A 22,949-nucleotide genomic window follows, 5' to 3' on the forward strand; every position below is an offset into this window, starting at 1 on the left:
GCCGCAACCCCCGGTATCCACACGTGGAATGGGAAGTCATCCCATGGTGAGATTACCGCTCGGTTATCGAGTGCGCACGGTCCGTCACAGGATCCTGCCTGCATGACGAACCGAACCGCGCACGACTGGCTCCCCACCGGCCGCGTCGTCTCCATGCGGCCCGCCGGCGAGTGGTGGGATGCCGTCAGCGTCCCGCGCGGGCTCGCCCTCGCCGTCCTGGGCCAGCTCGGCAACCAGACCGGCGCCGTGATCGAGGACCCCAGGGGCAACACGCTCTACTGGCTTGTCGAGCCCGGCGGCGCATCCGGCTGGGAGTTCAATCCTGCCGCCTCCGTCCGGGTCCTGGGCGAGACCACACACATTGCCGTCCCGGGGCCACAGCGCACTACTGGTCCGCAATGGCGGGTACCGCCGACGCGCAGCCGCTGCCTTACCGACCCGCAGGCCTTGAAAACGGCCCTGTGCGCCGCCGTCCAGTCCACGTTCGGCCCCCGCATCGGAGCGGAGCACTTCGGATGACGACAATCATCAAGCGGGCAGGGTGGACGCTGGGGGCTGATCGGTCCGAAGGTGTGTCGCCGCCGATCCGCGAGATGGAGTGCACCACCTGCATGGAGCGGTCCGAAGCCAGGACAGGGCAGCTCGGACCGGACTCATGGGCCATCAGCCACACGGGCCGGACCGGGCACACCGGGTTTCGGGAGATCGTGACCGCCTTCCTCCGCGCCACGCCCGCGCCGGGCAATCCCCTCTACGAAGGGAGCTCGTCGTGATCTGCGGAAAGTGCCACCAGACGATCCGACCCGGTGAGAAGTACACGTCACACGACATCCACTCAGCCTCCGGGCCCGGCGCCACCGTGCACCAGCACGTCACCTGCCCGCCCCGGCGATAGACCCCCGCCCACTGTCGGTACGGCGGCAACGCCAGCGGGCGGGCCCGGTAAGACACCCGGTCCCCGCACCCCCAACCCTGGACAGGTCGAGCGCGGGGGCCGGGTCCTCACCACAGCGCACCACTACCAGAGAGGCCCAACCGTGGGAACCATCAGCAACGGCCACAGCACAAAGGCATACGAGAACCCGAACGCCACCGGCCTGGACTGGCGCAAGGCCAGCCGCACGGACCTTGACCCGATCCTGAAGGACTGCGTCATCCTCGCCGCGGTACCGGACGCCAAGGACCACCTGTCCCCCCACGTCCCGGACGGAACCCGCATGGTGGCCCTCTCCGACGACAAGGACCCCGCCAGCCCGGTCCTGTACTTCACCCGCGCGGAGCTCCGGAAGTTCTTCGAGGGTGTGAAGGCTGGCGAGTTCGACGACCTCATGGCCACCGACGCGGAGATGGAGCAGGCCGCCGCCGTGGCTGTCTGACCATGAACGCGGAGCAGGTCGCGAAGGCGTTCGCGCACGTGCAGCAGCGCTTCGGGCGCACCCCGTGCCGGGCATGCCGAGGCCGCAACACCGTCGCGCTCGTGTACGAGGGCGCGGTCGTCGTCTCGTGCGAGGACTGCGGAGAAGCCACCCGCAAGGGGCAGCCCGTACAGCATCCCCGCTGAGCAACCCGCCCGAGACCGCCCCCGCCGGTCATCTGTCCCGTCGTCCGGCCAGCCGGGGCCCATTCGCATACGAGCTCGGTGAGGGGTACGCCGACGGCGTCGGCGATCCGGATCAGGGTGTCGAGCAATTCCTGCGGAACCCGCAGCAGGGCACTCCGGTGCAGGCGGCGTTCCGGGCCGCCTCCCGCCTCCCGCCTCCCTGCGGTGGACGCGGTCGCGGTCGGTACGGACGACCTCGACCACCTGCGGGAGCTGACCGACTCCCTGGACGTCGAGGTCAGCGAGGAGACTGTCATGCACCGTCCTCCAGCCTCCAGCCCCGCGCAGCGGCCCACCCGGCCCATCCGGCGGTACAGGGCAGAGCCCCCGCCCCCCTTTACGGCAGCACCCGGCACAGCGCGTCCAGCGCCCCCGACCAGGCACTGTCCGAGGGGGTGCCGTAGCCGACGACGAGGGCGTCGCGGCCCGGCGGGGTGGAGGGGTGGCGGTAGCGGGAGAGGCCCTCCAGGGCGAGACCCTGCCAGGCCGCCGCCTGGACCACCGCGCGTTCCGTGCCCGGCGGGAGTTCGAGGACCGCGTGCATCCCGGCCGCGATGCCGCTCACGCGGATGCCGGGGGCGCGTTCCGCGAGCGCCTCGACGAGTTGGTCACGACGGCGCCGGTAGCGCAGCCGCATCCCGCGTACATGACGGTCGTACGCGCCCGACGCGATGAACTCCGCGAGCGTCAGCTGGTCCGGTGTGCCCGACGCCCAGTCCACCCCGCCCTTCGCCCCGGCGACCTCGTCCGCCAGGCTCTCCGGCAGGACCATCCAGGCGAGCCGCAGCCCGGGCGCCAGGGACTTGCTCGCCGTGCCCAGATAGACGACCCGCTCGGGGTCGAGTCCCTGGAGCGCTCCGATGGGCTGGCGGTCGTAGCGGAACTCCCCGTCGTAGTCGTCCTCCAGGATCAGCCCGCCCGTACTCCGCGCCCAGTCGACGGCGGCGGACCGCCGGTCGGGGTGGAGCGCCACGCCCATCGGGAACTGGTGCGCGGGCGTGAGCAGCACCGCTCCCACCCCTTTCAGCTCCGGCAGCTCCTCCGTCCTCGTGCCGCGCTCGTCGAAGGGCAGCGCGGGCAGCCGCAGTCCCGCGTCGCTCAGCCGGTTCCAGTGCAGATCGAGCCCGTACGACTCCACCGCCACCTCCCGCACCCTCGCCCTGCGTCCTGCGGACGTGGGGGGACCCCCGGCGCGCAGCACCGTCGCGAGCAGCATCAGCCCGTGCACGAAACCGGAGCAGATGACGATGCGGTCCGGGTCTGTGTACACGCCACGCGCCCGGGCCAGATAGTCGGCGAGGACGGTGCGCAGCTCGATCCGGCCACGCGGGTCGCCGTAGCCGAACGCTTCGTTGGGCGCGGCCGTCAGGGCCCGCCGGGCCGCCCTGAGCCATTCGGCGCGCGGGAACGACGCCAGGTCCGGAGTACCGGGCATCAGGCTGTACGCGGGCCCGCCCCTCGCGGGGCCGGGACGTGGCCCGGGGGCCGAGGGCCTGCGCGGGCTGGGCGTGGCCCGCGGGGCGACCCTGGTGCCCGAGCCCTGCCGGGCGGTGAGCCAGCCCTCGGCGACGAGTTCGGCGTACGCGTCGGCGACGGTGTTGCGCGCCATGCCCAGGTCCGCCGCGAGCGTACGGGACGACGGCAGCCGGGTGCCCGGCGCCAGCCGTCCGGTGCGCACGGCGTCCCGCAGCGCGTCCATGAGACCCGTGCGCAGACCCGTACCGCGCAGCTCGACATGGAGGTCCGCCCCGAAAGTGGCCCAGTCATCCGCCATGGAAATGGACCATACCTCTGTGCCATGAGCCTCGTACGGTGATCTCCATGACGAACCGCACGTTCAACGCCGAGCACACGCCCCGCATCGAGTGGGCCAAGCACGCTCCCGAGGTCTACAAGGCCATGATCAAGCTTGAGGTGGCCGCCCGGCGGGGCCTCGACCCGGTGCTGCTGGAGCTGGTCAAGATCCGCGCATCGCAGATCAACCACTGCGCGTTCTGCCTCGACATGCACACGAAGGACGCACTCGCGGCGGGCGAATCGGTCGACCGCATCATCCAGCTGAGCGCGTGGGAGGAGTCCCAGCACTTCTACACGGCGAAGGAGATCGCGGCGATCGAGCTGACCGAAGCGGTCACGGTGCTCACGGACGGCTTCGTACCGGACGATGTGTACGAGAAGGCGGCGAAGCACTTCGAGGAGCCGGAGCTGGCGCAGCTGATCGCCGCGATCACGGTGATCAACGCGTGGAACCGCTTCGGTGTCTCGACCCGCATGGTGCCCGGCCACTACACGCCGGGCCAGCACCAGCACTGAGGCACCAGCACCGCAGCACCGCAGCACCACCACCGCAGCATCAGCACTGAGGCACCAGCACCAGCACTGAGAGGTCTCGTATGTCGGTCAAGGACCCAGTCAGCGACTTCCGTGCCCTGCACCACGGCCGCGCGCCCGAGGACCCGCTGGTTCTCCCCGGCCCCTGGGACGCGGCGAGCGCCCGGGTCTTCGCGGACGCCGGCTTCCCGGCACTCGCGACGCCCAGCGCGGGCGTGGCGGCGTCGCTCGGCTACGAGGACGGCGAGACGCCCGCCGACGAGATGTTCGCCGCGGTCGCCCGGATCGTCCGCGCCGTGGACATCCCCGTTTCCGCGGACATCGAGGCGGGCTACGGCCTCCCCGCGAAGGAACTGGTCCAGCGGGTCCTCGACACCGGCGCGGTCGGTGTCAACCTGGAGGACTCGGGACCCGGCAAGACCCTCGTCGAGCCGCAGCGCCAGGCGGAGCGGCTCGCGGCGGTGCGGGCGGAGGCGGGTGACGCGCTCTTCGTCAACGCCCGCGTCGACACGTTCATCCGCGGGGTCGCCGACCCGGAGGCGGCGATCGAACGGGCGCGGCTGTACGTCGCCGCGGGCGCGGACTGCGTCTACCCGATCGGGGCTCCGCCCGAGGCCCTGCCGCGCCTCCGCGAGGCGATCCAGGGCCCCATCAACGCCGGCAAGTCCCCCGGCACCCCCGCCATCCCCGAGCTGGGCCGGCTCGGCGCGACGCGGATCACCTTCGGCCCGGGCCTGCTCCTGCGCACGCTGGAGTCGGTACGCGAACTGGCGACAAGCCTGCGCACCTGACCGGGGGCTCCGCGCCTCACTCGCCGGACGGGCTCATCTTGAGATCCTCCGGAGAGTGAGGCGCGTGGTCCGGGGCGGCGCCCCGGCGGGGACCACGGGCCCCGCCCGTCACTTCTGGCGGGGACCACGGGCCCCCGGCCGTCACTTCTTCGGCAGCCACGCCTTCCAGGTCGCCTCGTTCGCCTTCACCCACTTCTCCGCCGCCGCCTCCGGCGACAGCTTCTGGTCGGCGATCATCAGGGCGACCTCGTTCTGCTGCTCGGTCGTCCACTTGAAGTTCTTCAGGAACTGGGCCGCCTCGCCGCCGTTCTTCGCGAAGTCCGCGTTGAAGTACTTCTGCAGCGGCGTGTTCGGGTAGGCGCAGGCCACCTTCTTCGGGTCGGCGTCACAACCCGCCTTGTTCTCGGGCAGCTTGACCTCGACCATGTCGATCTGGGCGTTCAGCCACTGCGGGGTCCACCAGTACGTCAGGAAGGGCTTCTTCTCCTTCGCGTACTTCTTGATGGCCGTGATCTGGGCGGCCTCGGAACCCGAGTAGTTCGTCTTCAGGTCCAGCTTCAGATTGTTGATGATCGCGTCGTCGTTCGTGACGTAGTCGGGCGAGCCCTCCAGCAGCTCGCCCTTGTCACCGCTCTCAGCGGTTCTGAAGTCCTTGGCGTACTTGTTGAGGTTCTTCCAGTCCGTGACATCGGGGTGCGCGTCCGCGAAGTACTTCGGTACGAACCACCCGATGTGGCCGGTGACGCCGAGGTCGCCGCCCTTGACGACGGTCTTCTTCGTCTCGACGTACTGCTTCTCCTCCTTGGGATGGCCCCAGTCCTCGAGGATCGCGTCGGTGTCGCCCTTGGACAGCGCGTCCCAGGCCAGCACCTCGCCCATCTGCTGGGTCTTGACGGTGTAGCCGAGTTCCTTCTCCAGGATGTGCTGGGCGACGGCGACATTGGCCTGGGCGCCGACCCAGGAGGGGACGGTCAGCTTCACGGTCTTCTTGCCGCCGACGTCGTTGCTCTTGCCGGTGTCGGCGGCGCTGCACGCGGTGAGGCCGAGGACGCCGAGGGCGCCGACGACAGCGGTGGCGGTACGGAGGGTGCGCATGGTGGTGCTCCTGTCGAAAAGGTGAGTAAAGGTCAGCGGTGTTTGCGGGCGGGCCGCTGCGTGATCCGGTCCAGGACGAGGCCGAGGCAGACGATGGCGACTCCGGCCGTCATGCCGAGGCCCATCTCGCCCCGGGAGAGGCCCTTGACGACGTCGTAGCCGAGGGCCCCGCCGCCGACGAGTCCGCCGACGACGACCACGGCCAGCACCAGCACGACGCCCTGGTTGACGGCGAGCTGCAGCGCCGGGCGGGCGAGTGGCAGCTGGACGCCGAAGAGCTGCTGGCGCGCGGAGGCGCCGAGCGAGCGGGACGCCTCCAGCGCGGCCGGGTCGACCTCACGCAGGCCCTGGGTGGTGATACGGACGACGGCGGGCAGTGCGTAGACCACGGCCGCGACGATCGCCGACGTACGCGTGGCGCCGAAGAGCGCGACGACCGGGATCAGATACACGAACTGCGGCATCGTCTGCATCGCGTCGAGCAGGGGCCGCAGCCAGCGTTCCAGCCGTCCGGCGCGGGCGCACAGCACCCCCGCGAAGAAGCCCAGCACCAGCGTGATCACCAGCGCGGCGAGCACCTGGGAGAGCGTGTCCAGGGATTTCGTCCAGACGCCGAGCGCCCCGATCGCCGCCATCGCGGTGGTCGCCGTGAGCGCCGCGGCCCAGTTGCCGACGAGCCAGGCCGTGGCGGCGACGATCAGCAGCACCGACCACCACGGCAGCCAGGCCAGGGTGTCCCGCAGGGGGTTGAGGATCCACAGCGTGAACTCCCGCGCCCACACCTCGGCGAAGGTGAGGTTCTCGGTGATCCACTCCTGGGCCTTGTTGACGGGCGTGGAGATCTCGTACGTCCATGCCTCGGGCCAGGTCGTGGTGCGTACGGCGGTGGCCGCGGCGACGAGCACGGCCACCAGCGCCCAGGCGCGTCCGCCGTGCAGCCAGCTCCCCGCGGGGGCGGGCTCGCCGATACGGTCGCCCGCGGCCGCGGTCGTACGGTCCAGCCAGATCGCGATCAGCACGATCGGGACGCCCGCGGCGAACGCCTTGCCGACGTCCGTCGTCGACAGCGCCGAGTACACCTCCTCGCCGAGGCCGCCCGCGCCGACGAGCGCCGCGATGACGACCATCGACAGCGCCATCATGATCGTCTGGTTGAGGCCGAGGAGCATCTGCTTGCGGGCGAGCGGGAACCGCGCGGTCCACAGCCGCTGCCAGCTGCTCGCGCCGAGCGACGCGGACGCCTCCAGCACGGCCGGGTCGGCGCCGCGCAGTCCGAGCGCGGTGAGCCGGGCCATCGGCGGGGCGGCGTAGATCACCGTGCAGAACAGCGCGGCGGGCGTGCCCGTGCCGAAGACCAGCACGAACGGCAGGAGATACGCGAACGCCGGCAGCACCTGCATCGTGTCGAGCACCGGCCGCAGCGCCCGGTCCACCCGGTCGGACAGCCCGGCGGCCAGCCCGATCAGCGCGCCGAGCAGGGCCGCGACCGCCACGGACACCACCATCAGCGCGATGGTGATCAGCGTGGCGTCCCACATCCCGAGCAGCCCGCACACGGCGAACGCGCCGAGCGCGGTCAGCGCGACGCGCATCCCGCGCCGTCCCAGCCCGGCGGCCCGCCATGCGACCAGCACTCCCCCGGCGAGCACCCCGAGCCAGCCGAGCCCGTCGAGAAGCTGGTAGACGGCGTCGACCGCGTCGGTGGCGGTGTTGGACAGATGCAGCAGGAAGTAGAGGAAGAGCGGGTGGGTGTCGCGGTTGTCGATGACCCAGGCGTTGGCGTCGTCGAGCGGCTGCGAGATGTCGACGGTCAGCGCGGAGGGCCAGCCCCCGCCGCCGAGCAGGGTGATGCCGAGCACGACCAGTACGGCGACGGCCGCGACGCCTGCGACCAGCCCGCGGCGCCGTCGTACGACGTCCCGCAGGCCGCGGCCCGGCTGCTGGGACCCGCCCACGGCGTCGGGGGTCCTGGCCGTCTTGGACACGTCGTTCATGGTGACGCTCATCGGGACCACCGCCGGGGGTTCGGGGGCGGAGTCCCCACGTCCAGGGAGCCGTTCACGCCGCCACTCCCTCGGTCGACAGCCCCGCCACCACCGCGAGCAGCGCCGCGTGGTCGACGATGCCCACGCACCGGCCGTCCTGCATCACCCGCGCGGGGACACCCGCGCGGGCGACCGCCTCGATCGCCTCGGAGACCGTGGCGTCGGGGGCGACGGCCGGGCCCGATTCGGGCTCCTCCGCGCCCACCGGCCGCATCGCCGTGCGGACCGTCATGACCTGCTCACGCGGCACATCGCGGACGAAGTCCCGTACGTAGTCGTCGGCCGGCGAGCCCACGATCTCCTCGGGCGTGCCGAGCTGGACGATCCGCCCGTCCCGCATCAGCGCGATCCGGTCGCCGAGGCGCAGCGCCTCGCTCAGGTCGTGGGTGATGAAGACCATCGTGCGGCCCTCCTCGCGGTGCAGCCGGATCACCTCCTCCTGCATGTCGCGGCGGATGAGCGGGTCGAGCGCACTGAACGGCTCGTCGAAGAGCAGCACTTCGGGGTCGACCGCGAGCGCCCGGGCGAGCCCGACGCGCTGCTGCTGACCGCCGGAGAGCTGCCCGGGGCGCCGGTTCTCCAGGCCTTCGAGGCCGACCTTGGCGATGACCTCGGCGGCCCTTTCGCGGCGTGCGGCCCGTCCCACGCCCTGGATCTCCAGCCCGTAGGCGACGTTGTCGAGGACGCAGCGGTGCGGGAGCAGTCCGAAGTGCTGGAAGACCATGGCGGCGCGGTGCCGGCGCAGCTCGCGCAGGCGCGCCTTGTCCATCGACAGCACGTCCTCGCCGTCGATCGCGATCGACCCGGACGTCGGCTCGATCAGCCGCGTCAGGCAGCGCACGAGCGTCGACTTGCCCGAGCCGGACAGGCCCATGACGACGAAGACCTCGCCCTTGCGGACGTCGAAGCTGACGTCGCGGACGGCTGCGGTGCAGCCGGTGCGTTCGCGCAGCTCGGCGGGGGTCAGGGCGCCGAGCTCCGGCGACCCGGGCACCCGGCCCGCCCTCGGCCCGAAGACCTTCCACAGCTCGCGCACCGCGAACACCGGCGGCTCTTTCGTGATGTCGTCGGCGGTCATCTGGCTCCTCGGGCTCATCGCGCTCGTCGCGCTCGTCGGGCTCATCGGGCCTCACTCCCCGTCAGCAGGTCCGCGCATTTCTCGCCGACCATCAGCACCCCGATCATCGGGTTGACGGCGGGCATCGTCGGGAAGACGGACGCGTCGGCGATACGGATTCCGTCGAGTCCCCTGACCTTCAAGTCCGGGGACACTACGGCAAGTTCATCAGCGGACGCTCCCATTCGGCAGGTACCGGCGGGGTGGTACACCGTGTGCGCGACCTTGCGCGCGTACTCGCTCAGCTCCTCGTCACCGGTGACCTCGGGCCCCGGGCACACCTCCCGCTTCAGCCAGCCGGCCAGGGGTTCGGACTTCGCGATCTCACGGGCGAGGCGGATGCCGTCGACGAGGGTGCGGCCGTCGTGATCGTCCTCGTCGGTGAAGTAGCGGAAGTCGAGCGCGGGCTTGGTCTGCGGGTCGGCGCTCGTGAGGTAGAGGCGGCCGCGGCTGCGCGGCTTGGGGATGTTGGGCGTCATCGACACCCCGTGCGGCGGGCGTTCGTAGCCGAGCCGCTCCGGGTTGTCGGTGAACGGTATTTGGTAGAAGTGGAACATCAGGTCCGGGCCCCGCTGCTCCGGGTCCCGCCGGACGAACAGCCCGGCGTCGGAGTCCATCGCCGAGTTCTCGGGTATCGGCCCGTGGGTTTCCCACACGATCACCGATTCGGGATGGTCGAGGAGGTTCTCGCCGACGCCCGGCAGATCGTGGACGACGGGGATGCCGAGTGCCCCCAGGTCGCCCTTCGGGCCGATACCGGAGTGCAGCAGCAGCCTCGGGGTGTCCACCGCGCCCGCGCAGACGATCACTTCGCGCCGCGCCTCGACGAGCAGTTCCTCGCCGTTCTTGGTCCGCACCCGGACACCGCGTGCCCGGGTCCCCTCCAGCTCCAGCCGGTACGCCCAGGTTTCCAGCAGCAGTGTGAGGTTCGGCCGCCGGTCCATGACCGGGTGGAGATAGGCGACGGACGCGGACGACCGCTTGTTGTTCTCCGGGTGGTACGCGAGGTCGAAGAAGCCGACGCCCTCGTCGAAGGGCTTCTTGTTGAAGCCTTCCACGCGCGGGACGCCGAGCGCGGCCTGGGCGGCGTCGACGAAGTCGCGGGCGATGGCGTTACGGTCCGCCTCGTCGACCGGCACGATGTGGTTGAGAAGCCGGTCGTAGTACGGGTCCATGGCGGCGGCGTGCCAGCCGTCGGCCCCGGCCTCGGCCCACTCGTCCCAGTCGGACGGCAGCGGCTTGAAGGCGATGAGGGTGTTGTGCGACGAGCAGCCGCCGAGGACGCGGGCGCGGCTGTGCCGGATGTGGGAGTTGCCGCGGGGCTGTTCGGTGGTGGGGTAGTCGTAGTCGAGCTCGCCGCCGAGGAGCCCCATCCAGCGGCGCAGCGTGAGGACGTCCTCCCGGTCGACGTCGCTCGGGCCGCCCTCGATGACGGCGACGGTGACATCCGGGTTCTCGGTGAGGCGGGAGGCGATCACCGATCCGGCGGTGCCGCCCCCGATGACGACATAGTCGTACTCGGTCATGTGCATGTACTTCCCTGCTCCCCGTTTCCAGCCGGGTTCAGCCCGCGAACCAGCGCACGGGGCGCGGGGCGAGGTTCTGATAGATGTGCTTGCTCTCGCGGTATTCGGCGAGCCCGGCGGGGCCGAGCTCCCGGCCGATGCCGGACTTGCCGAAGCCGCCCCACTCCGCCTGGGGGAGGTAGGGGTGGTAGTCGTTGATCCAGACGGTGCCGTGGCGCAGCCGCCCCGCCACGCGCCGGGCGCGCCCGGCGTCACCGCTCCAGACGGCACCCGCGAGCCCGTACTCGGTGTCGTTGGCGAGCGCGACGGCCTCGTCCTCGGTGCGGAACGTCTCGACGGTCAGGACCGGGCCGAAGATCTCTTCGCGGACGACGCGCATCTCGCGGTGGCACTGGTCGAGGACGGTGGGCCGGTAGAAGTACCCCTCGTACCCGGGACCTTCGGGCCGCACGCCGCCCGCCCGCAGCACGGCTCCCTCGGCGAGCGCGGAGGCGACGTACTCCTCGGTCTTCACCAGCTGCTGCGCGGATACGAGCGGTCCGCACTCGACGCCCTTGTCCGTTCCGCGGCCGATGCGGATCTTCTCGGCGCGGCGGGCGAGTTCGCCGACGAAGCGCTCGCGCAGGGACTCCTCGACGATGAGACGGGAGCCGGCCGAGCAGACCTGGCCGCTGTGGATGAACGCGGCGTTGAGCGCCTGGTCGACGGCGGTGTCGAACGCCTCGTCGGTGGTGCAGGCGTCCGCGAACACCACGTTGGGGTTCTTGCCGCCGAGCTCCAGGGCGACCTTCTTGACGCCGGCGGCGGCGGCACGCATCACCTTCGTACCGCTGGCGAGTCCGCCCGTGAAGGAGACGAGGTCGACGTCGGGGTGCTCGGCGAGGCGCGCGCCGACCGGGTCGCCGGGGCCGGTGACGATGTTGGCGACGCCGTCGGGCAGCCCCGCCTCGGCGAGCAGCCGGACGAGCGCGACCGTGGTGAGCGGGGTGATCTCGCTCGGCTTGATGACGAAGGTGTTGCCGGCGGCGAGGGCCGGGGCGATCTTCCAGCTGGCCTGGAGGAGGGGATAGTTCCAGGGGGTGATGAGAGCGCACACCCCGACCGGCTCGTGCACGACCACGCTGTGGATGTCCGGGGACCCGGCGTCCACGACGCGCCCGTTCTCGTTCATGACCAGATCGGCGAAGTACGCGAACGCGTCCGCGACGCAGTCGACGTCGACGCGCCCTTCCTCCGCCGTCTTGCCGGCGTCCCGGCTCTCCAGCAGCCCGAGCTCCTCGCGGTCCCGCCGCAGCAGCCCGGCCACGCGCCGCAGCAGCGCGGCCCGCTCGGCCACCGGTGTACGGGGCCACTCGCCCTGGTCGAACGCGCTGCGAGCGGCGGCGATCGCGGCGTCGGTGTCCTCGGCCCCGCCTTCCGCCACGACCGCGAAGGGCGTGGCGTCAGCGGGGTCGAGGATCTCGCGCGTGGCCCCGGAGGCGGCTTTGCGCCACTCTCCGTCCACGTGGATGGTCAGTTGTGCCGACACGTCGCGTTATGCCTTCCGTTCCCGTTATGTCTCCCACCAGCGAGAACTGGTGATCGGGGCGCCTGCCCCGGAGGGCGGAAAGCATGCGCGAGGCATGGCCGGAAGTAACGCGCGTCACTCCATGCCGAGGTCACCGGCGAGGCCGTCGGCCGGTTCGTCGCCGGGTTCGTCCTGGACGCGGAGCCCGGCGATCCACAGGGGCATCAGCCAGTGCGCGACCAGTACGGCGAACAGCACGGGGAAGATCAGAACCTCACCCCTCAACCCCCCGAACCAGCTGACCGCCCCCGCCCCGGCCGTCGCGCCGAACAGCAGCCAGGTGGCCAGCCGCTGTGCCCGCGCCTGCACCCGATCACGCTCGGAACGCTGCCGCTCGTCCAGGACCCGGCCGCGCAGTTCCAGCAGGCCGCGGGTGGATGCATTGATGAAGCCGGTGACCACACACCAGGGCAGCAGCAGCCCGGCCAGCGCGAACATGGGCCACCACGCATCCCCGAGGGTCATCGCCGTCCACGCCACCACCGAGGCGGCGGTGAGCAGAACGTGCGCCCCGACGATCATCCGCCTGCGTGTGACCGTGGCGTACGCGGCTGCTCCCTCCCGGCTGTTCATGATCGCGTACATGCGCCGGTCGTGGCGCGACATCGCCTCCGTCATGACTTCCTCCCGTAGACCTCGTCCGTGAGCGGCTGGAACGGCTCCAGGGAGAACAGCGCCTCCACCGGCAGCCCGAAGTACCGGGCGACCTTCAACGCCAGGTCGAGGCTCGGGTTGTACTGCCCGCGCTCGATGTAGCCGATGGTCTGGTAGTGGACGCCCACCGCCTCGGCCAGCTGCTGGCGGGACACTTTCCGCTCGGCCCTGACGACGGCCAGCCTGTTGTGCACCTGCTCACTCATGTATAAGGAGTACTACATTTGAGTGGATCACTGCAACAGGCTGGGGCAGGGGTAGTCGGGCCGCATCCGATGCGGCGAGCACGCGACCAGGCACACCGACAGAAACCGCTGCCCGGTGAGCCACCAGCCGCCCACGACGTCTTCCCCCGTGGCGAGACGCTCGGCGACCACGCCGAGCCGGCCCTCCAGCCCGTCGCGCTCGTACGAGGACGAGAACATCTCCGCATGCGCGCGGGCCTGGCTCCCGTACCACCGGGCCGCCACGATCGGATCCGTCCACGTCCCCTGGACGAACGAGGCAGGCTTCAGCAGCCACTGCGCGACCTCCAGCGGAGGCACCGGGGAGGCCCTGAACTCCGGATGCTCATCCCGGCGGGGGCCGTCCCGATGCAGATCGAAACCGCTGCCGAGCCAGGTGTAGCCGTGATGGTGCCTGCGCATGCCGCCTTCTCCCCGCTGGCCGACGGGGCGGCCGGAGCCGCCCCGCCCCTTACTCACTGACGGCCGCAGCCGTCACCGTCACCGCAACCGCCGCTCTCGTTTCCGCCCTGCCCGTCGTCGTCCTCCGGGTCGGCCTTGACCACGTCCAGCGGGTAGCGCATGGTGACCTCCAGTGCGCAGTCCTCGGCCCGAGGCCCGTCCCCGCGCCGCCGTGCACTTGCAGTGGGCCCGCCTTATGGGCCCGCCCCGCCCCGGCCGGGGTTCCCTGGCCGGTTGCGCCGACCGGAGGCGGGGAGCTCTCAGCCGGACCGCCCGCGCCGTAGGGCTTCTGCGAGCGCGGCGGCGGGCGTCAACGCGGCGGGGACGCGCGGGGCGTGGGCGGGGCAGGCGTAGACGTTGTGGCCGGGGCCGCTGGCGGCGTGGACCTCGTCTACGAGGACGGGGGCGTCGGTGAGGGCACCGCACTTGTGGCAGTACTGAGGGGACATGGGGCGACCTCCGCAACGGTCACGATTGACGTTGCGAAGAGCGTCGGGCTGAGACAGGTCACCACTCAACGAACTTCTACGCACTTGCAGGTGTTCACCCGAGCACGTCGATCGCTGAAGTGATCAGCTTCCTTGCAGGAGCCCCGTAGGTCGCGATTCCGGCCAACTCCGTGAATGCCCGAACGTATTCGGTGATTCCACGCGGCTGTCGCACATTGAGGTGTGCGCTTACCAGTTCCACACCGATCTGCTCGTCGTCGTAGATCGAGAAGGCCTCAGTCGGCCAGGCATTCCCGCGCGGAGCGCCCATGGGGATCACGCCCAGGCTGACGGACGGCAACGCAGCCACCGTAATGAGCTGACCAAGCTGAGCGGCCATGGTGGCCGAGTCGCCAATCACGGTGCGAAGAACCCACTCCTCGACGAGGAAGGCGAATCGACGACCAGCAGAGTGGAGAATGCGCTGGCGCGCCATCCTCGCGGCCACGGCTTCAGAGACGTCACCTGGCGCCTCCCGCAGGGAGGCAACCGTCTCCAACACGGCACGGGTGTAGTCGGGTGTCTGAAGCAAGCCGGGCACTACCCACGACTGGTAGAAGCGGAAGCGGTGCGTTCTCTCGTAGAGAGGCAAGACGGATTCCTGCACGCGCTTCAGACCGGCGCGTTCCAGCCGCCGCCAGTCGACGTACATCTCCTCTATACCCCGGGCCGTGGCTATCAGGTCCCTGACCTGGTCCTCCGCACCGCACACTCCAGTCCAGACACGGATGTCGTCATCCGAGGGAAGAGTGACGCCGTTCTCGATCCGGGAGGACTTGGACTCATGCCAGCCGGCACGGGCGGCGAACGCCCGTGCCGTCTTGAACCCTGCAGCCTGACGGATCTCCCGAAGCCGCTTACCCAGGGACTTGCGGGCCTCCTGAACAGCTGAGGAAGGCGATGCGCTCAACGGACTGCTCGCTACCGTCCCAGGTCAGTACAACCGGTATTCCTCGTGCGGGACAGCCCGTTCCCACACCGATTCGAAAGCCGACGAACAGAGATGCACCACGGCCGGGTCGGTCGTGCGCTCCTCATCGCCTTCTGGGGAGAGTTCTCCGTCACCAGTGAAATGAAGGAAGAGGACCAGGCTGTCGTCGAACAGCCAGAAGTCGTTTCCCGGGAGCGCGAGGTCCGACGCCCGACGTCGGGGCAACCAGCGGACCTGCTCCCCGGCCTCAATGTTTCCAGGCGTCACATGGTGCTCAAAGCGGATGTAGTCCGCGACGGGCTCGGAGACGATTCGCGCGCGTCGTACGGCAACGCCCCGCCCGGTGATTTCCCGCATCAGAGCGAGCCACGGGCTCGTCTCTTGATCCAGGTAGCGGGACTCGTTACGTACGCCCTGCCGCCAGGCGATGTACTCCGGGTCGGACTGCATGTAGCCGTCCCGCATCTCCAAGTGCACGGCGGACCGCTTGGCCAGCCGGAACAGCTCATCAAACGTGGGCTCCTCCGCCACCGTTCACCTCCGGGAAGAACTGCATCAGACGCTTCGGGATCTCGACGACAGTCTCATGATCCGGAAGGTCCAGCTTGGACAGACGCTCACCGTCCAGGACCTTCCAGCCTTGGACCAGATAGTTGTCCGTCTCGTCGTCGTAGTACACCGTCGGGGACTTGCCCTCGGGCGAGTCGGGGTCCTTACCCAGCAGATGCAGAGTCATGGCTTCCTCCATGCTCGTGGGCCTACGATTTCCACACCTGACCTTGCACCCAACTCTCCCAGCAGCGCGTTGAACTTGCAGACACTTGCATCGATTTAAGGTTCAGACTGTTGGTCCTGCTGGGGAGGGTCGTCCCCATGACGACGACACCCCGCCGCGCCCACGAGACATGGGGCGAGACCCTGCACGCCGGGACCGGCCCCGTGCAGGACGCCTTCCTGGAGCTGGTGCGCAGGACCCGCGACTCCCGCCACTACTGCGACAACATCATCTGGGGGAACCTCCAGACGACGGACTACGCCCGTGCCGTCTTCCGCAGGGTCGTCGACTTCCACGGAATCCCGGACGACGTCGAAGCCGGGGTGGCACGCCGCACCGCCCGCGCCCAGTTCATAGGCCAAGGCGGCCGCACCTACCACACGCTGCTCGGCGAGCAGGCCCTGCGGAGCAACCTCGGCGGTGCGGACGTGATGCGCGGCCAGCTCGCCCACCTGCTCAATGCCCTCGACCTGCCGGGTCTCAGGCTCGGCGTGATCCCGGCGCGGGCGGAGCTCGCCCTGTACCCCGGGCACGCCTTCTCGATCTTTGACACCGAGCAGGTCAAGGTCGAGACGTACGCCTCCGGCCTCAACATCACGGACAAGGGCGAAATCGCCGCCTACGAGAAGGCATTCGCGCTGCTGGAGCGGTCCGCCGTGTACGGCCAGGACGCCCGCACCCTCATCGAAGCCGAGCTGCAAGCCCTCGGCTGAACCCCATAGGGCCAGGGACATGACCGCAGCCGCGGACGGCATCAACTCCGCCGGGACAGGTCCCGCACTGCGCCGGCGTACCCCAGGGCGAGCCCCACCGAGCACACCGCGATGACCAGCAGCACGGCGGCGACCGGGGTCACGAAGAAGGGGAGGAAGTCGAGCGTGTAGCCGTCCGACCATGTGCACGTCGAGCTCACGGGTATCAGGCTGTCGTGGTTCGACTCCAACGGCGGGGTCCCCGATATGCCCGACGCCCCGTACCGCTCAAGCATGCAGGTGTAGGACGCGGTCCCCGACCGCAGGTAGCACATGACCCCGTACACATAGAGCGCGAGCGCGACCGTCGCGCACAGCACAGCAACATCCCTGAACGTCCCCGCGGTCGTGGGGGCGCGCAGGCCGCGACGGGCGATCAAGGCTCCGTTCACCCTGGTTGAGCCGCCCGATCAGGGCATGTGCGCTTATCTCGAAGTGCAGGACATCGGCCGCCTGATCACCAGTCGCCGGGTGGTCAGTCAGCTTGCCAGGCGGTATGGAATCCTCCAGAGCCAAGCCCTCTCCCCCGAGGATTCGGCTGAGTTCGTCAAGCAGTTGGCGACAGGAGGACGATGAGCGATCTGACATGGTTCAAGTCCAGCTACAGCGGCGGAGGCGGTCAGGACTGCATCGAGGTCGCTGCCGAGCCCACCACCATCCACGTACGCGACTCCAAGGACGTCACCCGGCCCGTGCTCGACTTCACGCGCGACCAGTGGGCAGTCTTCGTCGAGTACGCATCCGCGTAAAACCGCAGGTCCCACCGGATCGCGGATTTCCGCGACTCGGTGGGCCACGACGCGGTGGGGCACGACGCCCCTAAAGAACTGGGGTAAGAAACTCCCAACCACCCCTCCAACTCCCCTTGTCACCTGATCAGGTGACGGGGTGGCATATTCCGGGGCAGGCACGGTACGTTCGCGCCACAACAGCACACAGAAACGGCCCCCGGCGGGACGGCAATCCCGGTCCGAGGGCCTGTTCACCAGGAAGTTAGGCCCTTCCCAATGACTTCAGCGCAGTCTATCGCGCCCATTTCCAGCGGCGTGGTTCATGTACGACACCGCCACCACGACAACTTCACCGTCGTCGGCAACCACCTCGCCCAGCACACGAACCTCTCCGCGACCGCGATCGGCCTCGCCGTCCACATCCAGTCGCTGCCCGACGGTGCCCAGGTCCGCGTCCAGGCTCTGACGCAGCGCTTCCCGGAGGGCGAGGACCGTATCTCCGCCGCGCTCAACGAGCTGGAGGCCGCGGGGTACCTCTGCCGCAGCAAGTACCGCACCGCCCGGCAGCGGATCTGCACCCGGACCACGTACTACGAGTGCCCCGGCGTCAAGCCGCGGACCAAGCCCAGGTCCAGGCCGTCGGCCCCACTGCGGCGCGTCAGCCTGGTCAAGCGCCCACGCCCGCGGCCCATCGACCCGCTGCTCCACCAGCCCGCCGTCGAGCTCCTCGCCGGGCTCCGCTCCCTCGACCCGCGCCTCCACCTCGCCGCACGGGACATCAGGGAGCTCGCCCCGGCGGTCAAGGACTGGCTGGACCGCGACGTACCGGCCGCCCAGGTCGCCCGTACGCTCACGTCGAAGCTCCCCCTCGGCGCCATCCCCTTCCCGGCCAGACTGCTCGCGTACCGCCTCGCCGAATGGCTGCCGCCCGAGCTGCCGTCCCCGCCCCCGCCATCCGGCCCGGCGATCATCCCGTTCCAGGACTGCGAGGGCTGCGACCGGCCGTTCAGATCCCCGGAGCCCGGCCGCTGCCGGGACTGCCGGGGTGGACCTGGCGCCTGACCACGGACCGGCGTTCCTCAGCCCGCAGTTCCGTCAGCGCGAAGCAGCCGACGCACAGAACGAGCAGTCCGGCGATCAGTTCGGCGGTGTTGACGAAGCCGAGCAGGGCGCCTCCAGGCGGAGCCGAGACCGCCGCGAAGTCCATCCAGCCGCTGGAGCTGAAGGCGGCGCCCACACCGGTCCACGCCATCGCCAGCGGTACGCGCACGCGCGCCGCGCCCCATCGGCGGAACACCAGCGCGTACAGGCCCGCCGCGCCGACGAGGGCGGCAATGCCCTGGATCAGATCCTTTGTGCGGCCGACGGCACCGCGGCTGTCGGTCCAGCCGGCGTTCATGCCGAACTCCGCCCCCAGCCCCCCGAGGACGCGCACCGACCCGGCGAGGACCAGGAACGCGAGCGCGAGCGCGGTGAGCACCTGCTGCATGCCGCGCGTACCCGCCGGGTCCGTCAGTTCGCGTACCCGGGTGCGCAGGAGATCGCCCCAGCGCTCGTCGGCGTACAGCGCGAACGCGCTGAGCAGGACGAGCCCTTCGGCAATGAGCCCGCTGTAGACGACGCCGAACACCCAGGGCTGGAGGAGGTCGTTGGAGGCTGCCGGGTTCTCGGCACCCGTGACGGCGATGGCGCCCAGGCCGAGCGGCACGGTCAGCATGAGGACGACGAGCATGCCCGTCGCCACCCACATCGGGAAGAGGATCAGCCAGGCGCGTACACGAAGACCGCCGGGGCGGGTCAGCGTGTGGGCTATCAGCGCCGCGATCCCGTCCATCGCGAAGGTCACCACGTTCACGGCGATCCACTGCGCCTTCGAGATGCCGCCCATGTCGTTCACACCGACGTTGAGGCCGAGCACCCACAGGAGCTTGAGCGTCAGGTAGGGCATGCACGCCACGACGGCGAGCCGGGCAAGGCGCCTGCGTCGCCGGGTGAGTGAGGGAGCCGGAATGCGGAGAGTGTCCATGCGCACGACTCTCGGACAGGACCCGACGGTGGCGCGTCGTGCCGCAGGCCGAGCGGCTCCCCCGCGCGGGGGAGTCACGCACGGTGTCGCGGAGCCGGCCTCCGTGCCAATAGGTCGCAATGTGTCCTATTTCCCGCCTAACGTCGAAGACGCCGGGTGCTCCACCCGGAAATTCCCGCGGTCAAGCACGCCTGAGGCAGCCGACCCGACCAACTCTTGACTTCGGACAAATCGGGAGGACAATTCTCCTTACACCGGACAACCGGAGAGAGCCGCACCAGTCGGCGGAGACGTCCACCGACCCGCGTGACCCATCCCTCGGCTCTGGCTAGGCCCCCGGCAGAACCCCGCGAGGACCGGCGCTTCAGCGACGACTGAGGTACACGGAAATCGAAGCGGACTACCGGGGACTGTTTTGTGTCCGGCCGGTTGTCCCGTCGGTCCTGGCCGGACCGTTGTTTGTCCCGTCGGTCTACGCCGGGCCGTTGTGTGTCCGGTCGGTCTTCGCTCCTCTGGCGACGACGAAGGCCGTCAGCCGTGCGGTGCCGAGACCGAGCGCCGCCCAGCCGCCACTGAGGCCGAGCACCGCGAAAGCCGATGTCGGGAACTTCTCGGTCATCCGGGCCAGGGCGTCGCCCTCGGCGTCACCGGTGAGCCCTCCCGCCAGGTCCTCCATGCCCGGATTGTGACCGACCAGCAGGACCGTCCCCACACCTTCGGGCACCTCCCGCAGGACGCCGACCAGCTCCGCCGGATCCGCCCCGTACACGCGTTCCTCGTAGCGCACCGGCACCTCCGTGCCCAGTTGCGCGGAGGCGAGGTCCCAGGTCTCGCGCGCCCGCCGGGCGGTCGAGCAGATCACCAGGTCGGGCACGCACCCCGTCTCGCGCAGGAGCCGTCCGGCCGCCGGGGCGTCCCGCCGGCCGCGCGGCGCCAGCGGTCGGTCATGGTCCGCGACGTCCGGCCAGGCGGACTTGGCGTGCCGCAGCAGCACGAGACGGGCGGCGTCTCGCTCGTTCCTGGGACCGGGTTCCATGGGCCCAGGCTCGCAGAGAGCGCTGTGGGGCGCTACGCAGCCGCGCAGCGCCCCACAGTCCGTACCGGGAAATCAGATGAGGCCGAGGCCGCGCACCGCGTCGCGCTCCTCCGCCAGCTCCGCGACCGACGCGTCGATGCGGGTGCGGGAGAACTCGTTGATGTCCAGGCCCTGGACGATCTCGTACTTGCCGTCCTTGCAGGTGACCGGGAAGGAGGAGATCAGGCCCTCCGGGACGCCGTAGGAGCCGTCCGACGGGATGCCCATGGAGGTCCAGTCGCCCTCGGCGGTGCCGTTGACCCAGGTGTGGACGTGGTCGATCGCGGCGTTCGCGGCCGAGGCGGCCGAGGACGCGCCACGGGCCTCGATGATCGCGGCGCCGCGCTTGGCGACGGTCGGGATGAACGTGTCGGCCAGCCAGGCCTGGTCGTTCACGACCTCCGCGGCGTTCTTGCCGGCGATCTCCGCGTGGAAGATGTCCGGGTACTGGGTCGCGGAGTGGTTGCCCCAGATGGTGAGGCGCTTGATGTCGGAGACGGCGGCACCGGTCTTGGCGGCCAGCTGCGAGATCGCGCGGTTGTGGTCGAGGCGGGTCATCGCGGTGAAGCGCTCGGCCGGTACGTCCGGGGCGGCGGCCTGCGCGATGAGCGCGTTGGTGTTGGCCGGGTTGCCGACGACGAGGACCTTGATGTCGTCCGCGGCGTTGTCGTTGATGGCCTTGCCCTGGGGCTTGAAGATGCCGCCGTTGGCCTCCAGCAGGTCGCCGCGCTCCATGCCCTTGGTACGGGGACGGGCACCGACGAGCAGCGCGACGTTGGCACCGTCGAAGGCGACGTTCGGGTCGTCGCTGATGTCGATGCCCTGGAGCAGCGGGAAGGCGCAGTCGTCGAGCTCCATGGCGGTGCCCTCGGCGGCCTTCAGGCCCTGCGGGATCTCCAGGAGGCGGAGCTTGACCGGCACATCCGCGCCGAGCAGGTGGCCGGAGGCGATGCGGAAGAGCAGCGCGTAGCCGATCTGGCCGGCCGCGCCGGTGACGGTGACATTCACGGGAGTGCGGGTCATGGCGATCTCCGTAAGACAGCTGGCGGTGGGGGTCCCTACCCCTGATGCTGGATACCTCCACCGTACTGATCGATCTCTCGACGTGAAGAGATATCCAGCGGTCAGGCTATCGGACGGGGACCCCTGTGGACCGCCACCCCCTTGTGGCCCGGCTCACGGGAGCGGCTCACTGCTCCTTCGTGCAGCCCTTCGTGCCGGTGGTGAGCGTCGCGCACGCCTTGGCCTCGGCCTCGTCGGTCACGGCGACCATGAAGGTGTACGCGTCCTTGTCGGCGTTCACGAGGCCGCTCTGGGTCGCGTCCCCCGCGGCTATCGAGACCTTGTCGCCCGGCGTCGCCTGGGTGATACGGGCCCACGCGGCCGCGCACGTCTTGCTGTAGCGCACCTCGACGAGGGCCGTGCCGACCTTCACCCGCGAAGCGGTCGTGGCGAACTGGCCGCCGCACCCCATGCTCTCGGGGTCCTGGCCGGTGCAGTCGGCCCCGGAGCACTTGACCCCCGCCGGCAGCTGCGGATCGCTGGTCGTGGGAGCGGCGGTCGGCGTGGCAGCCACGTTCTTGCCTCCGCCGTCGCCGTCCCCGCCGCCCCCGAGATCGGTCAGCAGGACGGCCGCCGCGATCACCAGCAGCGCGCCGACGACGCCCGCGAGGAACATCGTCATCTTGCGCCGTCCGCGCCCCTGGTCGGGGGACGCGGGAGCGGCGGGCCCACCGGTACGGGGCGGCGGAACGGAGCGGCCGCCGCCCTGCACGGGGACGTACTGCTCATGCTCGGGACCGGCCGGCGGCGCGGCGGTCCGCGAGGCGCCGGGCTGCCCGGTCGGCCCGAACTCTCCCAGCGCGGCCCGCGCCTGGGAGATCCGGATGGCCTCCATGGTCATGTCGTGGCGCATCTCGGCGCGGCTCCAGGCGCGCTCCGCGAGCTCCCACATGGTCGTGAGGTGGAGCGGGTTCGTCCCCGTCACCTCGGCGAGTGCGACGATCGCGCGCTTGGGCGCGAGCAGCCGCCCGTTCAGATAGCGCTCCCACGACGTCTTGCTGTAGCCGGTACGGTCCGCGACCGCGGCGATGCTGAGCCCGCTGCGGTCGACGAGTCGGCGCAGCTGGCTGGCGAACTCCTTGACCTGCGGGTCCAGTTCTTCCGGTAGCGCCTTCCAACGAGGCATTACTTCCCCCCTTGTCCCCCGAACGTGCCTGATGTGCCCGCTCCCCCTACGCCCTGAGGGCGTGGGGGGACCCCAGTGGTGCCCCAGCCACGCCCTCGGGCAGCCGTCACGGACTCGTACGAGTTACGGACTCGTCCGCGTAGTGGACTACCCAGAGGGATGCGCGGAGCCAGGATGACAGTTCCTGACCCCGGGGCGTACGGGGGGCATTCGGGACATTGGCGTACCCCCGAGTGCGCCCCTGCTCTGAAGCCCGCCCCAGTCTCGCATCCGTTGCCTGACGATCACACCATGGCGGAACCGTCACTTCCGTGCCACAGGCCCCGGACGTTTCTTGTGCCTGTTTGGCGCGTGCATGACTCTGGATCACGAGACGGCGCCCGTCCTCCCTCGGGGGAGAGGACGGGCGCCGTCACGGCGGATCGGCGTGGGGGGGGGGGGGGGGGCCACCCCCCCGCCCGGGGCCGCCCCCCGTATTTTTTGCGGCCCCCGGCCCCCCCCCCCCCCACTTAACTCGGCGGGGCCCCCCGACAGTGAACACGGAGGAGCGTTCGTGACGACGATGCTGGAG

General features: G+C 70.3%; 28 protein-coding genes. 10 read left to right on the top strand and 18 right to left on the bottom strand.

What is annotated here, in order from left to right; translation table 11 throughout:
- Positions 1-102: 102 nt before the first annotated feature.
- From ACWGI8_RS06400 to ACWGI8_RS06415, 4 genes are all read left to right on the top strand, one after another.
- The gene (locus ACWGI8_RS06400; RefSeq protein WP_453658968.1) at positions 103-519 is read left to right on the top strand and encodes a hypothetical protein; all 417 of its coding nucleotides are present in this window, start codon (positions 103-105) and stop codon (positions 517-519) included.
- Complete coding sequence (locus ACWGI8_RS06405) at positions 516-773, top strand: DUF7848 domain-containing protein (protein ID WP_453658969.1); 258 nt, start codon at positions 516-518, stop codon at positions 771-773. Before ACWGI8_RS06400 ends, ACWGI8_RS06405 begins: the two co-directional genes overlap by 4 nt.
- Positions 774-1,037: 264 nt before the next feature.
- A complete protein-coding gene (locus ACWGI8_RS06410; protein WP_453658970.1) occupies positions 1,038-1,376 on the top strand; it encodes a DUF397 domain-containing protein in 339 nt (112 codons plus the stop codon).
- A 2-nt stretch (positions 1,377-1,378) separates the two neighbouring features.
- A complete protein-coding gene (locus ACWGI8_RS06415; RefSeq protein WP_453658971.1) occupies positions 1,379-1,561 on the top strand; it encodes a hypothetical protein in 183 nt (60 codons plus the stop codon).
- Positions 1,562-1,937: 376 nt separating this feature from the next.
- Here the strand turns inward: ACWGI8_RS06415 and pdxR are convergent, their stop codons facing one another.
- The gene (pdxR, locus tag ACWGI8_RS06420) at positions 1,938-3,374 is read right to left on the bottom strand and encodes a MocR-like pyridoxine biosynthesis transcription factor PdxR (RefSeq protein WP_453658972.1); all 1,437 of its coding nucleotides are present in this window, start codon (positions 3,372-3,374) and stop codon (positions 1,938-1,940) included.
- 47 nt (positions 3,375-3,421) lie between these two features.
- On the opposite strand from pdxR, the gene ACWGI8_RS06425 reads away from it, so the two are divergent.
- The gene (locus tag ACWGI8_RS06425) at positions 3,422-3,913 is read left to right on the top strand and encodes a carboxymuconolactone decarboxylase family protein (protein WP_453658973.1); all 492 of its coding nucleotides are present in this window, start codon (positions 3,422-3,424) and stop codon (positions 3,911-3,913) included.
- A gap of 80 nt (positions 3,914-3,993) precedes the next feature.
- A complete protein-coding gene (locus ACWGI8_RS06430; protein ID WP_453658974.1) occupies positions 3,994-4,722 on the top strand; it encodes an isocitrate lyase/PEP mutase family protein in 729 nt (242 codons plus the stop codon).
- Between the two features lie 141 nt (positions 4,723-4,863).
- Here the strand turns inward: ACWGI8_RS06430 and ACWGI8_RS06435 are convergent, their stop codons facing one another.
- From ACWGI8_RS06435 to ACWGI8_RS06490, 12 genes are all read right to left on the bottom strand, one after another.
- A complete protein-coding gene (locus ACWGI8_RS06435; RefSeq protein WP_453658975.1) occupies positions 4,864-5,817 on the bottom strand; it encodes an ABC transporter substrate-binding protein in 954 nt (317 codons plus the stop codon).
- Between the two features lie 32 nt (positions 5,818-5,849).
- A complete protein-coding gene (locus tag ACWGI8_RS06440) occupies positions 5,850-7,823 on the bottom strand; it encodes an ABC transporter permease (protein WP_453658976.1) in 1,974 nt (657 codons plus the stop codon).
- 52 nt (positions 7,824-7,875) lie between these two features.
- Positions 7,876-8,958, bottom strand: a complete 1,083-nt coding sequence (locus tag ACWGI8_RS06445; protein ID WP_453658996.1) for a quaternary amine ABC transporter ATP-binding protein — start codon at positions 8,956-8,958, stop codon at positions 7,876-7,878.
- Between the two features lie 23 nt (positions 8,959-8,981).
- The gene (locus ACWGI8_RS06450; protein WP_453658977.1) at positions 8,982-10,511 is read right to left on the bottom strand and encodes a GMC family oxidoreductase; all 1,530 of its coding nucleotides are present in this window, start codon (positions 10,509-10,511) and stop codon (positions 8,982-8,984) included.
- Positions 10,512-10,542: 31 nt separating this feature from the next.
- Entirely contained in the window at positions 10,543-12,033 is a 1,491-nt protein-coding gene (locus ACWGI8_RS06455) for an aldehyde dehydrogenase family protein (protein ID WP_453658978.1), read from the bottom strand.
- Positions 12,034-12,147: 114 nt separating this feature from the next.
- Entirely contained in the window at positions 12,148-12,690 is a 543-nt protein-coding gene (locus ACWGI8_RS06460) for a hypothetical protein (RefSeq protein WP_453658979.1), read from the bottom strand.
- A complete protein-coding gene (locus tag ACWGI8_RS06465; RefSeq protein ID WP_453658980.1) occupies positions 12,687-12,932 on the bottom strand; it encodes a helix-turn-helix transcriptional regulator in 246 nt (81 codons plus the stop codon). Before ACWGI8_RS06465 ends, ACWGI8_RS06460 begins: the two co-directional genes overlap by 4 nt.
- 27 nt (positions 12,933-12,959) lie before the next feature.
- A complete protein-coding gene (locus ACWGI8_RS06470) occupies positions 12,960-13,373 on the bottom strand; it encodes a hypothetical protein (RefSeq protein WP_453658981.1) in 414 nt (137 codons plus the stop codon).
- A 299-nt stretch (positions 13,374-13,672) separates the two neighbouring features.
- On the bottom strand, positions 13,673-13,861 hold the full coding sequence (locus ACWGI8_RS06475) for a hypothetical protein (protein WP_453658982.1): 189 nt from the start codon (positions 13,859-13,861) through the stop codon (positions 13,673-13,675).
- A 94-nt stretch (positions 13,862-13,955) separates the two neighbouring features.
- On the bottom strand, positions 13,956-14,810 hold the full coding sequence (locus ACWGI8_RS06480) for a helix-turn-helix domain-containing protein (RefSeq protein ID WP_453658983.1): 855 nt from the start codon (positions 14,808-14,810) through the stop codon (positions 13,956-13,958).
- Positions 14,811-14,834: 24 nt separating this feature from the next.
- Entirely contained in the window at positions 14,835-15,362 is a 528-nt protein-coding gene (locus ACWGI8_RS06485; RefSeq protein ID WP_453658984.1) for a DUF6879 family protein, read from the bottom strand.
- Positions 15,340-15,567 (bottom strand): hypothetical protein, encoded by a 228-nt coding sequence (locus ACWGI8_RS06490; RefSeq protein WP_453658985.1) that lies wholly within the window; start codon positions 15,565-15,567, stop codon positions 15,340-15,342. Before ACWGI8_RS06490 ends, ACWGI8_RS06485 begins: the two co-directional genes overlap by 23 nt.
- Positions 15,568-15,704: 137 nt before the next feature.
- Here ACWGI8_RS06490 and ACWGI8_RS06495 point away from each other — a divergent pair, with 137 nt between their 5' ends.
- Positions 15,705-16,319 (top strand): DUF5753 domain-containing protein, encoded by a 615-nt coding sequence (locus tag ACWGI8_RS06495; RefSeq protein WP_453658986.1) that lies wholly within the window; start codon positions 15,705-15,707, stop codon positions 16,317-16,319.
- 41 nt (positions 16,320-16,360) lie between these two features.
- Here the strand turns inward: ACWGI8_RS06495 and ACWGI8_RS06500 are convergent, their stop codons facing one another.
- A complete protein-coding gene (locus ACWGI8_RS06500; protein WP_453658997.1) occupies positions 16,361-16,738 on the bottom strand; it encodes a hypothetical protein in 378 nt (125 codons plus the stop codon).
- On the opposite strand from ACWGI8_RS06500, the gene ACWGI8_RS06505 reads away from it, so the two are divergent.
- The 3 genes from ACWGI8_RS06505 (at position 16,707) to ACWGI8_RS06515 (ending at position 18,151) form a co-directional block, all read left to right on the top strand.
- Positions 16,707-16,934, top strand: coding sequence for a Scr1 family TA system antitoxin-like transcriptional regulator (locus ACWGI8_RS06505; protein WP_453658987.1), 228 nt, complete (start codon positions 16,707-16,709; stop codon positions 16,932-16,934). The two genes, ACWGI8_RS06500 and ACWGI8_RS06505, sit on opposite strands and share 32 nt — an antisense overlap.
- Positions 16,931-17,107, top strand: a complete 177-nt coding sequence (locus ACWGI8_RS06510; protein WP_453658988.1) for a DUF397 domain-containing protein — start codon at positions 16,931-16,933, stop codon at positions 17,105-17,107. Before ACWGI8_RS06505 ends, ACWGI8_RS06510 begins: the two co-directional genes overlap by 4 nt.
- A gap of 297 nt (positions 17,108-17,404) precedes the next feature.
- A complete protein-coding gene (locus ACWGI8_RS06515; RefSeq protein WP_453658989.1) occupies positions 17,405-18,151 on the top strand; it encodes a helix-turn-helix domain-containing protein in 747 nt (248 codons plus the stop codon).
- On the opposite strand, the gene ACWGI8_RS06520 is transcribed toward ACWGI8_RS06515, so the two are convergent.
- From ACWGI8_RS06520 to ACWGI8_RS06535, 4 genes are all read right to left on the bottom strand, one after another.
- The gene (locus tag ACWGI8_RS06520; RefSeq protein ID WP_453658990.1) at positions 18,096-19,115 is read right to left on the bottom strand and encodes a hypothetical protein; all 1,020 of its coding nucleotides are present in this window, start codon (positions 19,113-19,115) and stop codon (positions 18,096-18,098) included. The two genes, ACWGI8_RS06515 and ACWGI8_RS06520, sit on opposite strands and share 56 nt — an antisense overlap.
- 472 nt (positions 19,116-19,587) lie before the next feature.
- Positions 19,588-20,151, bottom strand: a complete 564-nt coding sequence (locus ACWGI8_RS06525) for a SixA phosphatase family protein (RefSeq protein WP_453658991.1) — start codon at positions 20,149-20,151, stop codon at positions 19,588-19,590.
- Between the two features lie 72 nt (positions 20,152-20,223).
- Complete coding sequence (locus ACWGI8_RS06530; RefSeq protein ID WP_453658992.1) at positions 20,224-21,213, bottom strand: malate dehydrogenase; 990 nt, start codon at positions 21,211-21,213, stop codon at positions 20,224-20,226.
- 166 nt (positions 21,214-21,379) lie between these two features.
- Positions 21,380-22,378, bottom strand: coding sequence for an XRE family transcriptional regulator (locus tag ACWGI8_RS06535; protein WP_453658993.1), 999 nt, complete (start codon positions 22,376-22,378; stop codon positions 21,380-21,382).
- Positions 22,379-22,949: the final 571 nt, after the last annotated feature.

Source organism: Streptomyces sp. NPDC054841 (genome assembly GCF_053611045.1).

Excerpts from the sequence above, each read along its gene's own strand:
- ACWGI8_RS06520 (WP_453658990.1), bottom strand. The coding sequence starts at position 19,115 with ATGGACACTCTCCGCATTCCGGCTCCCTCACTCACCCGGCGACGCAGG.
- ACWGI8_RS06430 (WP_453658974.1), top strand. The coding sequence starts at position 3,994 with ATGTCGGTCAAGGACCCAGTCAGCGACTTCCGTGCCCTGCACCACGGC.
- ACWGI8_RS06450 (WP_453658977.1), bottom strand. The coding sequence starts at position 10,511 with ATGCACATGACCGAGTACGACTATGTCGTCATCGGGGGCGGCACCGCC.
- ACWGI8_RS06435 (WP_453658975.1), bottom strand. The coding sequence starts at position 5,817 with ATGCGCACCCTCCGTACCGCCACCGCTGTCGTCGGCGCCCTCGGCGTC.
- ACWGI8_RS06425 (WP_453658973.1), top strand. The coding sequence starts at position 3,422 with ATGACGAACCGCACGTTCAACGCCGAGCACACGCCCCGCATCGAGTGG.
- ACWGI8_RS06490 (WP_453658985.1), bottom strand. The coding sequence starts at position 15,567 with ATGACTCTGCATCTGCTGGGTAAGGACCCCGACTCGCCCGAGGGCAAG.
- pdxR (WP_453658972.1), bottom strand. The coding sequence starts at position 3,374 with ATGGCGGATGACTGGGCCACTTTCGGGGCGGACCTCCATGTCGAGCTG.
- ACWGI8_RS06415 (WP_453658971.1), top strand. The coding sequence starts at position 1,379 with ATGAACGCGGAGCAGGTCGCGAAGGCGTTCGCGCACGTGCAGCAGCGC.
- ACWGI8_RS06525 (WP_453658991.1), bottom strand. The coding sequence starts at position 20,151 with ATGGAACCCGGTCCCAGGAACGAGCGAGACGCCGCCCGTCTCGTGCTG.
- ACWGI8_RS06440 (WP_453658976.1), bottom strand. The coding sequence starts at position 7,823 with ATGAGCGTCACCATGAACGACGTGTCCAAGACGGCCAGGACCCCCGAC.
- ACWGI8_RS06475 (WP_453658982.1), bottom strand. The coding sequence starts at position 13,861 with ATGTCCCCTCAGTACTGCCACAAGTGCGGTGCCCTCACCGACGCCCCC.
- ACWGI8_RS06510 (WP_453658988.1), top strand. The coding sequence starts at position 16,931 with ATGAGCGATCTGACATGGTTCAAGTCCAGCTACAGCGGCGGAGGCGGT.
- ACWGI8_RS06460 (WP_453658979.1), bottom strand. The coding sequence starts at position 12,690 with ATGACGGAGGCGATGTCGCGCCACGACCGGCGCATGTACGCGATCATG.
- ACWGI8_RS06405 (WP_453658969.1), top strand. The coding sequence starts at position 516 with ATGACGACAATCATCAAGCGGGCAGGGTGGACGCTGGGGGCTGATCGG.
- ACWGI8_RS06495 (WP_453658986.1), top strand. The coding sequence starts at position 15,705 with ATGACGACGACACCCCGCCGCGCCCACGAGACATGGGGCGAGACCCTG.
- ACWGI8_RS06465 (WP_453658980.1), bottom strand. The coding sequence starts at position 12,932 with ATGAGTGAGCAGGTGCACAACAGGCTGGCCGTCGTCAGGGCCGAGCGG.
- ACWGI8_RS06445 (WP_453658996.1), bottom strand. The coding sequence starts at position 8,958 with ATGAGCCCGAGGAGCCAGATGACCGCCGACGACATCACGAAAGAGCCG.
- ACWGI8_RS06400 (WP_453658968.1), top strand. The coding sequence starts at position 103 with ATGACGAACCGAACCGCGCACGACTGGCTCCCCACCGGCCGCGTCGTC.
- ACWGI8_RS06470 (WP_453658981.1), bottom strand. The coding sequence starts at position 13,373 with ATGCGCAGGCACCATCACGGCTACACCTGGCTCGGCAGCGGTTTCGAT.
- ACWGI8_RS06530 (WP_453658992.1), bottom strand. The coding sequence starts at position 21,213 with ATGACCCGCACTCCCGTGAATGTCACCGTCACCGGCGCGGCCGGCCAG.
- ACWGI8_RS06535 (WP_453658993.1), bottom strand. The coding sequence starts at position 22,378 with ATGCCTCGTTGGAAGGCGCTACCGGAAGAACTGGACCCGCAGGTCAAG.